Genomic DNA, 13,137 nt, shown 5'->3' with positions numbered 1-13,137 from the left:
TGCGTATATGAAAGAGAAAAACAGAGTACGAAATGTCCAGCTTCATTTCATGGTAAGCCCGGAAGAACGAAAACAGATTGAAGAAAATATGAAGCTGCTTTCTACTGAAAACTTAGGTGCGTATCTTCGGAAAATGGCACTTGACGGCTATCTGATTCATCTTGATTTATCGGAAGTGCGGGAAATGATTCGGCTTTTAAGAAATGCCACCAACAACTTAAATCAGATTGCAAAAGTCGCAAATGCTACGGGAAATATCTATGGAGGAGAGATTAAAATGATGCAGGAAAGGTATGAGTTACTTTGGAGGTCGGCAAGAAAAATTCTTAGTGAACTTTCTAAAATTTAGCAAATACGGCAGACATAAAATACACAGCGCGGTATAATAAAAGAAAAAGAAATAAGGGAGGATGACGAAATGAGAATACTGTTCAAACTTTTATTATGGCCGCTTGTTCTTGTACTATCTTTCATTGTGGCGTTCGGACGTTTCCTGTGTACGTTCTCCTCTATTCTGCTTTCCGTTTTGTCGGGGCTATTCTTTTTCTTTGCAGTAGGTAATCTCATTATGGGTGAAAAGGAAGCTGCTGCCGGACTTCTTCTCATAGGATTTTTCATCAGTCCGTTCGGTCTCCCCGCTCTTGCTCTTTGGATGGTAGAAAAGCTGGATGACTTAAAAGAAATGATACGAGAACTTTAGGAATAACATACTTGCGGCGGCATGAGGGAATTTTCCTTTGTGCCGCCGTTATTTTTTTAGAAAAGGAGGAAACGATGGCGACAACACGAATCATCCCGATGCACATCGGAAAAGGAAAAAGTATTGCACAGTCTATCCGGGACCGAACCGACTATGTAAAAAATCCGGATAAGACGCAGCAAGGCGAATTCATCTCTGCTTATGAATGCGATATTGCCACCATTGATGCGGAATTTTTACTCCTTAAAAATCAGTATCATCATAAAACCGGACGCAGGCAGAACCGAAAAAATGATGTACTTGCCTATCAGATCAGACAGGCATTCAAACCGGGTGAAATCACACCGGAGGAAGCAAACCGTATCGGGTATGAGCTTGCTCTTTCATGGACAAAACAGAACTATCCTTTTATCGTATGTACCCATACGGATAAGGCTCATATCCACAATCATATCGTATATTCGGCGGTGTCTTTGGACTGTAAAAGAAAGTTCAGAAACTTTTGGAACAGTACAAAAGCCGTCCGAAACTTATCCGATCGACTCTGCCTTGAAAACGGACTTTCCATTGTAGAAAATCCGAAAGAGACAAAATGCCATTACGGAAAATGGCTCGGAGAGAAAAAGAAGCAAAGCAAGCGGGAAAAATTAAAAACTGCCATTGATGACACCCTCGCTCAAAAGCCATCTTCCTTTGAGAATTTTTTAAAAAAGATGGAAGAAGCCGACTATGAAATCAAACACGGAAAACACCTTGCTTTTCGATTAAACGGCGATAAGAAATTTATCAGGTGCAAAGACCATTCCCTTGGAGAAGATTACACGGAAGAAGCCATCAAAGAAAGAATTTTAGGGAAAAGAAATTCTCCGAAGCAGAAGCAAGAATCTAAGGATAAGATTGACCTGTTGATTGATATTCAAGAGAAAATCAAAGCCGGGAAAGGCGCCGGATATGAACACTGGGCAAAGATATTCAACTTAAAACAGGCAGCAAAAACATTGAGTTATTTAATGGAAAACAAACTCACGGATTATGAAGCATTAGAGGAAAAAACAAAGCAGTTGGTCTCCGATTTTAATACTCTCTCCGCTCAGATGAAACAAGCGGAAAAAAGAATGCAGGACATCTCGGACCTGAAGAAACACATCTATCAATATGCCAAAACAAAGGAAGTTTATGTAGCTTACCGTAAGGCAGGATACAGCAAAAAATTCTATGCGGAAAACGAAGAAAAAATACAGCTTCACAAGGCAGCAAAAGCAGCCTTTTCCGCTCTCAACACAGAGAAACTCCCGACTATAAAAGAGCTTTCCAAAGAGTATGAAAAACTCCTTACCGAAAAGAAAAATCTCTACTCCGACTACCGCAAGAAGAAAAAAGAAATGCAGGAAATTTTAACCGTAAAATCCAATGTGGACCGCCTGCTCTTTCCTCCGCAGAAAGAGCAACCTGAAAGGGAAAATGAGCGTTAGCCATTTTTCCGTAGTTCCTCCACAGGAGGTGTCAAAGAAAAACTGAAAGTTTTTCTTTCGGGGGATTGGGGGCAGACCACCAACAAGCAAAAAAGCCGAGTGTGTACCGCTCGGCATTGCTTGCCAATTTCATTTGCCTCTTAGTTCCTACAACAAAGGAAAATCAATTTTTGTCAAAAATTATAGAAAAAAACCTACATCTATTATGAGTTTAACGATTATTTCATGGGAAATGTTCATTTGATGTTTACTAGCTTATATCAATATTTTTTGATTTTCTTAGTCTCTTTTAGTATAACGATAACAATGCTTAAATTACTATTTTTAGCTACTCATTTGTAAAAAATATTAGGTGATAATGCATGTGTGACAAAAAAGCGAAAAAATAGAAAGCCATCTGATAAAATAAGTTTAAGAACAAACCAAAATTATCAGAGAGAGGCTTTCTATGAGAACAAGTATAATGAAAGAAATGAAAATTCGCCAGACAGTAACATATGTCTTGACAATTAAGAAACAACCCTAGACATTTGTAAGAAAATCTTGAGTTTCCGCAAAATGTAATTTCAAAAAGAATATACTGTTCCAAAGTGCCAATCTGCCGTTTTTTTGAGAGCTTAAGAATGGCAGTGCTGAAAATAGAGGCACTTGAATAAGCCCCGCCGGAACCGGGCTTTGGGAGAAGATTCAATTATCTATTTAAGCGACCAGCGGAAGGCAGAGTTGACGGTATGCCGGACGCTTTGTCCGGAACCAGAGCCTGACGCCCTCTTTGGCATAAGAAAGTATGCCCAAGATGCCTTTTGCTAATCGGTAATAGCAGAAGAAAACCTTTTTCTTTACAGGATTTGCCGTTTGTATAATAGAAACCTTAAGGGCACTGGTTTCGGATTTCATGGAAATCATTGCCAGAAAGGCCATGCATAAGGTGATATAAAAGTTAAGTGCGTTGATTGCTTTGAGCTTACGCACACGAAAGTTCTCAAACCGGAACATCTGCTTTTTGCAGCGGAAATATTCTTCGATTTTCCAGCGTGAGAAGTAAGTTCTGGCTACCCGAATAACATCATCTTTGGACTTGATTTCTATATTAGTGGCAAGCATCATCGGATGTTCGGTAATGCCATAAATAAGCACTAGATAGATATCGTTTTTGGATGCCGTAATCTGTACTTTGACATGGGAAAGGTAAGCTTCTTGATTTTTGCCTTTGTAAAACACACTTGTTTTGATTTTGCCTTTTCTGCGGTTACAAAGTTCGGTAGCGGTTGTCCATTTGCGATGGTAGAAAAGTTTGCGATTGGATTTCAAACGGATTACGTAGTGCTGGTTAAGGTCATCCAGTTTTAAAAACATCTTATTATCATCGTAGCCTCTGTCCATAGCAAAGATTGCGTTTCCAAAGAGGGCAGCTCCCCGTTCTATGGCTTGAAAGGTAATGGTATTGGCAGATTTATAATCTTTTTCGTGAGAAGAATGTATTTGAGAAAAAAGGCTGACCGGATGATTCGAAGAAGTGAGAACGCAGGCTTCTGTAACATGATAGCCTTTTTTATACACATTTTTTGCGGAAGTGCTTTCCGAGCCATCGCGAACAATTCCGAGAGCCTCGAATTTGTAGCCGTCTGGCTTAACCACATCAGTGTCATCGATGTGAATGACAGGATGAGTCGGCACCCATTTTTTAATCTGCTGTAGATAGGCAGAAAGAGAAGGTATCGGAGTTCCTTTTTCCAGATGTCGGGATAAACGGTCAACCACATTTATCTTTTTAGAGGGCTCATGAAGCTGGTCGCAAACGTCGGTGAGCAGACAACTTCCGGAAGCTAACATGCCATAAGTAATGTCAGCGGTAAACTTTCTTTCGGGCTTAGAGAGATTTTTTGAAATTTTGGTTAATTGTAAAATGAAAATGAACTAAAAAAATTCCATAGAAAATCACGTTTGGTATAATTGAATCACCACAAAACAAAAAAACCAAAGGTGATGACTATGGAATATAATAATACTACAGCAAATTCAAGAAAAAATAAACATTTAAACGATTTCGAAAGAGGACAAATTCAACTTCTGCATAATAAAGGATATTCAGCATACAAAATAGCAAAAGAACTTCGTAGAGCATCCAACACCATAAGAAATGAGTTAAAAAGAGGTACAGTAACTCAAATAAAAGGAATACATGATGTACAAGTATATTATCCGGATACAGGTAAGTTAGTATATGAGAAGAATCGAAAAAATTGCAAAAAGAAATTTAAAGCCTTGAAATGTAGCAAATATTTAGACTTTGTAAAGCAAAAGTTTAATGAAGAAAAATGGTCGTTAGATGCAATTTGTGGATATGCAAAGTTAAATAAGCTATATGAAGGTCAAAGAGTCTGCACCAAGACATTATACAATTATGTAGATATAGGTCTAATAGGAATAAAATCTATTGATTTGCCCTTAAGAGTGAAAAGAAAACCGGCTAAAAAACGAGTAAAAGAAAACAAAAGAAAACTTGGAAAAAGTATAGAAGAAAGACCGCAAGAAATAGAAACAAGAAAAACATTTGGAAATTGGGAAATAGATACAGTAATACCAAAGAAAAACAAAGAAGAAGCATCATTAATAACCATAACAGAAAGAAAAAGTCGAATGGAACTAATCTTAAAATTAAACAGAAGAAAAGCATCCATAGTAAATGAAACATTAAAGAACACATTGAACAGATTGAAGGAACCACAAAAAATATTTAGAAGCATAACAAGTGATAACGGCTTAGAGTTTGCGAAATTATGTGAACTTGAAAAAACATATATAGGAAACATCTATTACTGTCATCCCAATAATCCCCAGGAAAGAGGAACAAATGAAAAGCACAATAGCCTAATCAGAAGATTTCTACCGAAAGGAAAATCATTAAATGATTATGAAGAAGAACACTATATAAAGATAATGAATTGGATGAACAATTTGCCAAGAAAAATCCTAAATTACCGCACTCCTATAGAAGTTTTTATAGAAGAACTAAATAACTTAGGACTTTTAGATGATAATGAGGAATTAGTTCAATTTGATATTGCAATTTAAGTTTTTGAAATTTTATTGGTAAATGCTAAAATTTTTCTTTTCAAAGTATAGGTGTTTGATGTAAAATGGGACATAAGGAATCTCCTTTCTTTTTGTTTAGTAAGGTTTTTGGTTGATAGCTTAATTTTACATCAAAAAGGAATAAGATTCCTTATATTTTTGCTATTTTTTGAAATTTGTTGATGAAGGAACCTTAAAAATGATGACCTGTGGATAAATCTGCGGAAACTCAAGCAAGAAGAAAATGTATTGACTAAAATAAAAAAAGTGATATATAATGATATATTAAAAGTTAGTTTAAGCTAATTTGTTTTGTTTGAGCGAAAGGAGGTATACATGTTGAATGAAATATTTTGTTTATTCTCAAGCGGATTACATTGATTTTTACAAAGCGGTTTCGTCATCTGTAATTACTGATGGCAGGGAAACTATTTTTCATATAGCCCCTTCTTGGGGGAACGGAACAGTTACTTTTTTTCATATCTCTGAATATTCTAGTTTTTTAATGTTCGATATCTGCTTTTCTGAAACTGTTGAAATCATATATGAGTTGCCTCGCGATCATTTTGAAATCGCTTATTGCGTAAAGGGCAATTCCGTATTGATAGAAGGGAAGAACAAAAAGGATATTTCTCCCAACACAATGACGCTTTCTATGGCTACTATGTCAAAAGAAACAGCAAAGGGTATCCTGAAAATCCCAAAAGGCATTCAGTATGTTAATCTTGCCTTTGCATTTTCAAAAGAAGCCTGCTGTCATTATTTTGGAAGTGTCGGTTTTAAATTGTGGAATACTGCATTAAATGGAGACGACAGAGATGAACAATTTTTTTTTAATCAGGAGTTTTTGCCACAGGTACGAAATGCCTTTTTTCAAATTCAAAGCTGTGCCATAAAAGACAAAAATGCAAAATGCCTGTTCATCGAGAGTCGCATCTCAGAGATTATCTCTTATATCTGTGAAGCGGGATTGAGAGAAGAACAGTTAGACATAGATGCCTTTGAAAAAGAGCAGATCAAAAAAATTCCTTCACGCATGACAGAAGATTTTCTAAATCCTCCTACTATTTCAGAACTTTCAAGGGAACTTGGTCTCAACATTACAAAGTTGAAAAAAGGTTTTAAGTTGCTATATGGTACCACCATATATGGATATCATAAAAAAGCGAAGTTGCAGCATGCCCGAGATCTTTTGCTAAATACTGAATTGACTATTTTAGATGTCGCTTATCAATCAGGGTATATTAGCCAAAGTCAATTTGGTGTTGCATTCAAAGAGGAGTTTGGAGTAACTCCATCTGATGTACGAAAAAATGGCTTTTAAAAAAATCTTTTTCAGATAATCTTTCACCCAATCGAAAGATACTTTTGCATAAAAGCAAAGTTATAATAATCTTGTAGTTAGCCGAAGCTAATTGCAGGATTATTTTTTTTGAGAGGAGGATTTATTTCTTTGAAAAATGGAATTAGAACCTTATTTCGATTTTTGAGTCTAAAAGGCCAGAAACAGCTCTGCTTGTCCGGCTTCTTTGCTATCTTGTCTGCCACTTTCAGTGTCTTTCCGATGTTCGGTCTGTATCTAATCCTGGATGCTATTTTGGACGGAAGAAATTTTTATGGGTGCTTGCCAGGGATTTGTGTCTCTGTTTCAGGGATTTTTCTTCAAGTTTTATTTCACATGGTATCAACTCGGCTTTCACATCGTACTGCGTTTGATGCTCTGTATGAAATCCGGCTTCAGATTTTGCAAAAACTGTCACAGATCAATCAAGGATACATGGACGAGAACCCGATCGGTAAGTTAAAAAGTATGCTGTTTGATGATGTAGAGCAGCTTGAAATGTTTTATGGTCATCACTTTCCTGAAATATTGGGAGGCATCTTCATTCCAATCGTCATGGGAATGTGCATAATTGTTTTGGATATTCGCATTGCACTTGCCCTTTTTATAACCATTATCATTTTTGCTCTTTGTCTGCGTTCCATTGGAAAACTACAAAATAAAAACTTTCCAGGTATGTTTCAAACTTCACAAGCGATGAATACAGCTATGATTGAGTTTATTCATGGAATTAAAGAACTAAGAATATTCTCAGTGGAAGAAAAAACATATTCCAAATTTGAACAGGCAACAAATAATTATCGGCATTTCATGGTGAAGTGGTTTAAAGATTCCAGGCATCAGATGACAATTAACACCATCGTCATGAACTCCAGTATCGTTTTTGTGTTTCCAGTTGCAGGATATTTGTACTTGCAAGGAGCTTTTCAGCTTTCCCGTCTTCTTTTATATTTGTTTGTCGCTCTTTGCTTTGCAACTCCCTTATCTAAGATTGCGATTTATACAGATATGCTGCACTTAAACGCACAGATTGCAGATCGGTTGAATGGTTTAATGATTTTGCCGGAACTGGAGGCCCCCAGTGATTTTAAAGAATTGAACGATTATTCCATTACCTTTGAAAAGGTTTCTTTTGCATATGGTGAAAAGGAAGTACTGCATAGTATATCGTTTCAGGCAACTGAAAATAAAGTAACAGCTCTTGTAGGTCCGTCCGGTAGCGGTAAAAGCACAATCGCAAAACTTATCGACCGCTTCTGGGATGCAAAAGGTGGAGAGGTGCGCATTGGAGGTATTGATATTCGTAAGATACCGAAGGAACAACTCACTCAAATAATTTCTTTTGTAACACAGGATATTACTATCTTTGAAATGTCTATCCATGAAAATATACAACTTGGAAATCCAAATGCATCTTTTGATGAGGTCGTGAAGGCGTCTCAAGCTGCTTGTTGTCATGATTTTATTGTATCATTACCGGATGGCTATGATACAAAACTGGGAAAGGAAATTTCCTTATCAGGCGGTGAAAAACAGCGCATTTCTCTTGCACGTGCAATACTGAAAAACGCACCTATTCTAGTTCTTGATGAAGCAACCGCTTACTGCGATCCCGACAATGAAGCAGAATTACAAAAAGCACTTTCTGCTCTTGCTAAAGGAAAAACTGTAATTGTCATTGCTCACCGTCTTTCTTCTGTTGCCGATGCAGATCAGATTCTCTTAATCAAAGACGGATGTTTGGTTGCTCACGGTACACATGACGATTTGTTAAATCATTCAACGGCGTACTCTGATATGTGGCAAGCTTTTCTCATGTCTGAACGCTGGTTTGCTGGGAGAGAAGAACATGTTTAAGCGAATCAAACGAATTTTACAGATTGCAGGTCAAAAAAAATCTGCATTGATTACAGCTGTGTTATTCAACATATTGAAAGCATTTTGTGTTGGCGGAACCTATATTACACTCCTTTTTGCTTTGAACGATTTGATCTCTAATGCCTTTGAAAGCCGTAAACTTATGATTTACAGTGGAACTTTAGCTACACTGCTAATTTTGCGGTATATGTTTGAGTATGCTGTAAACAGTTTGCAATCTTCGGCGGGTTATGAAATGATGTGTGACCTCCGTATAAAAGAAACAAACCGACTTACAACGCTTCCTTTGGGAGATTTTCAAAGAGAAGGTGTAGGAAAGTTGGCTTCCGTTTTCACAAACGATATGAGCTTTGTAGAGATGTATTGCATCAGTACACTGTCCGGCTTTGTTGCAGGCCTTACCGTTGTAATTTGCACATCCATCGTGATGCTAATTGCGGATTGGCGTCTGGCACTATGCGCAATGGTGGGGTTCATTCCTGCTTGGTTTGTATATCGAGACAGCAGAAAAAAATTTGTTCGTTATGGAAAACATCGACAGACAGAAAGTCAAAACTGTATCGGAAGCATGTTGGAATATCTCTCCGGGATGGAAACAATCCGATCCTACCAAATGACAAACCTCATTTTTAATAAAATGGACAAAGACCTACAAAGATATAGAGATGCTTCGGAGAACTATGAGCTGAAAGTTCAGGTGCCAATGATGTGGTTTCAGCTCTTTGTGCGATTAGGAATGGCGTTAATTTTCGTATGTGGTCTCTTTTTCTACTTTGCAGAGATAACATCTCTCCCTGTATTTTTGTTCTTTGCTATTATCAGTGCAAGTTATTATCAGCCGGTAGAATCGATGCTCCTTGATTTTGGAACTTTAAATCTAATGGACATCAGCTTGGATCATATCAAAGAATTGCAGGAGAAGGAGTCGCTTCCCAACGGAGATAGCGGAACGATATCCTCTTGTGAACTGAAGGCAGAACAAGTTTCTTTCACATATGACAATGAAACGGAATATGCTGTGGAAGACATCACTTCCATAATTCCTGAACACTCGTTTACAGCGCTGGTTGGATCATCTGGAAGTGGTAAAACGACACTTCTTCTTTTACTAGCACGGTTTTGGGATGTGAAAAACGGTACAATTAGAATCGGTGGAACGGATGTTAGAGACACCCCATATATGGAACTGCTGAATCATCTTTCTGTCGTTTTTCAGGATGTTTATCTTTTTTCAGGTACGGTTGCGGATAACATCCGCATGGGAAGACCGAATGCCACGCAGGAGGAAATGATTGCTGCGGCAAAGGCTGCTTGCTGCCACGATTTTATTATGGCATTGCCAGAAGGCTATAATACTTTGGTCGGATCAGGTGGAAACACTTTGTCCGGAGGAGAAAGACAGCGGATATCAATTGCACGAGCTATCTTGAAGGATGCTCCGATTATTTTGATGGACGAGGCGCTTTCCAGTATAGATTCCGAAAACGCTTTGGAAATTCAAAAGGGACTGGACATACTGACAAAAGGAAAAACGGTCGTTATGATTGCTCATACTCTCTCCTACATTCGCTTTGCAGATCAGATCATCGTGATGGACAATGGGAAAATAGTAGAGTTAGGCACTCATGACGACTTGCTGACAAAAGAGGGACTTTATATGGATATGTGGGAAAAAGAACATACAATGAAAAGGTGGAAGCTCCATGTTTAAAGCACGAAAGCCGGATCCCCGCGTATGGATTTTGTTTACTGCTACCTCAAGTATGCTTGCGTTTATGATGCCCAAACGTGTTCTTTTTCCAATTTATGCAATTGGAATGGTATTGTTGGCGGCACTGTTCTGTCTTGGATCCAAAAAAGTTGCATTAAAGGCAGCTCTTCCCTATATAGCAATCATTGTTTGGGAGTTGATTGCAGAACATTTTAAACTACCTATCGTAGGGGCAACTTTCTCCATGATTAAAATAATCATACTTCTGTATGAGCCGCCTCTGTTGTGCGGACTAATCATTGCAAAAGCCATAAAACTGAGCGAATTGCTTACGGCATTATCCAATATGCGACTTTCAAGAAAATTGATTCTGCCGCTTGCCGTGGCATTTCGCTATTTTCCAACTTTGAAAATGGAAGTGGGCAGTATACGAGAAAGTTTACTGCTAAGGGATATGAAGCCCTCTTTTTTGCATCCGGTTCAGTCGATGGAAAACTATTTGATTCCGATTTTGATGCGGAGCTTGAAAGTAAGTGATGAGCTGTCACAGTCGGCACTTTGCAGAGGCTACAGCCTTGCAGGTAGTCGCGGAACACTTGTTCCGGTTGTTTTGCGACCTTTGGACTATATTTTATTTGCAGTCATCATCTTCTGGGATGTTCTACTTTGGATATGGGGAGGTGGTTATATTGCTTGAGATAAAGAATTTAAGCGTGAAATACGCTGGGGCGGAAGCAGAAAGCTTATATCAGTTTTCATTGTCCGTAAAAGATGGTGAGTGTATCCTGCTGACAGGTTCTTCTGGCTGTGGGAAAACAACTGTGACACGGTGTCTAAACGGACTTCTTCCAAACTTCTATTCCTGTGAAATGCAGGGAGAAATCTTTCTTAATGGAAAAGAAATTTCTGATCTGAGTATGAAAGAAATTGCATCATTAACAGGTTCCGTTTTTCAAGATCCCAGGTCGCAGTTTTTCACGCTGGATGTAGATTCGGAAATTGCTTTCCCTTGTGAAAATCTCGGACTTGCACAAGCCGAAATTCAGGAAAGGGTATTGTCTGCCGCAAGCCTTACAGGCGCCACGCATTTGTTAGAGAGAAAGGTTACAGAGCTTTCCAGTGGTCAGAAGCAAAGTGTTGCGATTGCCTCCGCTTGTGCACTACATCCAAAAATTCTTGTTCTAGATGAACCGTCAGCAAATCTCGACAAGGAAGCAACCGAACGTCTGAAGCAAATCCTTTTGAATCTGAAAAGTAAAGGTACTACAATCCTTATTTCCGAACATAAGATTTATTGGCTAGCAGGACTTTGTGATCGGATGATATATTTGGAGAACGGAAGAAAACGCATAGAATTGTCCGCAAACGAGTTTCAGTGCATGAAAATCGACGAAAGCAGACACCTTGGATTGCGGTGTGTTTCCCCTTACTGGAAGGAAATGAAAAAAACTGTTCAATCGGATTTTATCGAAAAGGTAAAAGGGAAACAAATTTCATTCCACTATCATAAAGAGGCTCCTATTTTTAATGAACTGGACTTCTCCATACCGTCCGGTGAGGTAATCGGGATTGTTGGGGAAAACGGTATCGGTAAAAGCACCTTGGCAAGGTTATGCGTCGGGCTGGAGCAACCACAAAGAGGCGATATTCTCTTCAATGGAAAAAAATGCAACAAAAGGGATCGAATTCATAAATCGTACTATGTTATGCAGGATGCAGACTATCAGCTTTTCTCTGATAGTGTGTTAGGAGAGCTGGTTGCTGGAAAGGAGGACGACAAAGAGACAAACGAGGCAGCTATACAGATATTGGATCGGCTGGGAATCCTTTTATACAAAGATCGTCATCCGGGGAGCTTATCCGGTGGTGAAAAGCAACGTGTCACTATTGCTGTCGCACTAATGAAAGACTCAGAAATCATACTGTTCGATGAACCTACCAGTGGGTTGGATGGGAGAAATATGTTGCGTGTCTCTAAACTTCTAAAAGACTTGACAAAACAAGGAAAAACCGTATTGGTTATTTCCCACGACGCAGAATTTCTCCTTGAAACCGCTGATTGTTTATTACATCTAGAACGTTGCAGAGCTCCTACCATAATTCCGTTTTGTAAGGAAAATCGAGAGCAGATTTATCAAATTTTATTTTCTGAAAGGAGCAAGAATAATGAACAATGATGTAAAAAAAGAAAAATTAGAAGTCAAGGATCTCATCTTGATTGGTGTAATGGCAATTCTGCTTTATGCTTGTATGTTTGTAGTGGTTTTGATTTTAGGCATGAATCCGGTTACTTATTTGTTTGCACCGGCTATTTCAGGAATCCCGGCAGGGATCGTTATGATGTTGCTTTTGTCAAAAGCTCCAAAAAAGGGAACCTTTTTCCTTGCCTCCACAGTAGTTGCTGTATTCTTTTGGATTATGGGGAGACTTCCGTTGGATGTGATTACAATGCTTTTTTGTGGATTGATTGGCGAGCTTCTTTACGGAGCACTGGGTCGGAAAAGTTTTCGAGGGATGGCGATGGCACATGCCGTTTATACTTGCGGGTTGACGCTGGTTGCTTTTATTTCTGTTGTACTTTTGAAAGATGCATTTGCAGAAGCATTTGCCATGTATGGCGAAAGTTATATCAGCAAAATAATCGAATTGGTGACACCACTCAGCCTTGCCGGACTGTGCCTACTTTCTGCGTTCTGTGGTATAATCGGTGCTTATATCGGAAAAATTCTGCTGAAAAAGCATTTTGAAAAAGCTGGCGTCCTTTGATAAGTTGCGTTTAGTTTCACAGTGAATGTGTATTGAATATTGTCTGAAATTAATAAAATATTTAAAACGCAGAGAATTGCCGTATATTTTTTCTTTTCTTTCAATACCATTTACTTGATGTAAAAGTTCTTATCAGCTTTTTACCCTATTTATTATGTATATTTGAAATGGGATGATTTTTTTCTTTAGAAGG

General features: G+C 38.3%; 11 protein-coding genes. 10 read left to right on the top strand and 1 reads right to left on the bottom strand.

The features are described 5' to 3' along the window. The first annotated feature begins 7 nt into the window (after positions 1-7). The 3 genes from HMPREF0389_RS01950 to HMPREF0389_RS01940 all read left to right on the top strand — a co-directional run bounded on the left by HMPREF0389_RS01950 (position 8) and on the right by HMPREF0389_RS01940 (position 2,172). On the top strand, positions 8-349 hold the full coding sequence (locus tag HMPREF0389_RS01950; RefSeq protein WP_014262059.1) for a plasmid mobilization protein: 342 nt from the start codon (positions 8-10) through the stop codon (positions 347-349). A 69-nt stretch (positions 350-418) separates the two neighbouring features. Next, the gene (locus HMPREF0389_RS01945; protein WP_014262058.1) at positions 419-700 is read left to right on the top strand and encodes a CD1845 family protein; all 282 of its coding nucleotides are present in this window, start codon (positions 419-421) and stop codon (positions 698-700) included. A 74-nt stretch (positions 701-774) separates the two neighbouring features. After that, positions 775-2,172 carry a relaxase/mobilization nuclease domain-containing protein gene (locus HMPREF0389_RS01940; protein WP_014262057.1) on the top strand — a complete coding sequence of 466 codons (1,398 nt, stop codon included), beginning with the start codon at positions 775-777 and terminating at the stop codon, positions 2,170-2,172. 699 nt (positions 2,173-2,871) lie between these two features. Here HMPREF0389_RS01940 and HMPREF0389_RS08850 read toward each other — a convergent pair. Next, complete coding sequence (locus HMPREF0389_RS08850; protein WP_242821721.1) at positions 2,872-3,933, bottom strand: transposase; 1,062 nt, start codon at positions 3,931-3,933, stop codon at positions 2,872-2,874. A gap of 231 nt (positions 3,934-4,164) precedes the next feature. Here HMPREF0389_RS08850 and HMPREF0389_RS01925 point away from each other — a divergent pair, with 231 nt between their 5' ends. From HMPREF0389_RS01925 to HMPREF0389_RS01895, 7 genes are all read left to right on the top strand, one after another. Beyond that, positions 4,165-5,247 carry an IS30 family transposase gene (locus HMPREF0389_RS01925; protein WP_049770186.1) on the top strand — a complete coding sequence of 361 codons (1,083 nt, stop codon included), beginning with the start codon at positions 4,165-4,167 and terminating at the stop codon, positions 5,245-5,247. Between the two features lie 343 nt (positions 5,248-5,590). Further along, a complete protein-coding gene (locus tag HMPREF0389_RS01920; protein WP_014262055.1) occupies positions 5,591-6,571 on the top strand; it encodes a helix-turn-helix domain-containing protein in 981 nt (326 codons plus the stop codon). A 129-nt stretch (positions 6,572-6,700) separates the two neighbouring features. Further along, entirely contained in the window at positions 6,701-8,446 is a 1,746-nt protein-coding gene (locus tag HMPREF0389_RS01915; RefSeq protein WP_156775227.1) for an ABC transporter ATP-binding protein, read from the top strand. Further along, a complete protein-coding gene (locus HMPREF0389_RS01910; RefSeq protein WP_014262053.1) occupies positions 8,439-10,178 on the top strand; it encodes an ABC transporter ATP-binding protein in 1,740 nt (579 codons plus the stop codon). The genes HMPREF0389_RS01915 and HMPREF0389_RS01910 overlap by 8 nt, the downstream gene beginning before the upstream one ends. Further along, entirely contained in the window at positions 10,171-10,875 is a 705-nt protein-coding gene (locus tag HMPREF0389_RS01905) for an energy-coupling factor transporter transmembrane component T (RefSeq protein ID WP_014262052.1), read from the top strand. Before HMPREF0389_RS01910 ends, HMPREF0389_RS01905 begins: the two co-directional genes overlap by 8 nt. Beyond that, the gene (locus tag HMPREF0389_RS01900; protein ID WP_014262051.1) at positions 10,868-12,355 is read left to right on the top strand and encodes an ABC transporter ATP-binding protein; all 1,488 of its coding nucleotides are present in this window, start codon (positions 10,868-10,870) and stop codon (positions 12,353-12,355) included. Before HMPREF0389_RS01905 ends, HMPREF0389_RS01900 begins: the two co-directional genes overlap by 8 nt. Further along, entirely contained in the window at positions 12,345-12,944 is a 600-nt protein-coding gene (locus HMPREF0389_RS01895; protein ID WP_014262050.1) for an MptD family putative ECF transporter S component, read from the top strand. Before HMPREF0389_RS01900 ends, HMPREF0389_RS01895 begins: the two co-directional genes overlap by 11 nt. Positions 12,945-13,137 lie beyond the last annotated feature (193 nt).

The sequence above is a fragment of the Filifactor alocis ATCC 35896 genome, assembly GCF_000163895.2.
In the GTDB taxonomy this organism is placed as follows: Bacteria; Bacillota; Clostridia; order Peptostreptococcales; family Filifactoraceae; genus Filifactor; species Filifactor alocis.
The sequence above is the reverse complement of the archived record's forward strand: the minus strand, read 5'-3'. Positions and strand labels throughout refer to the sequence as shown.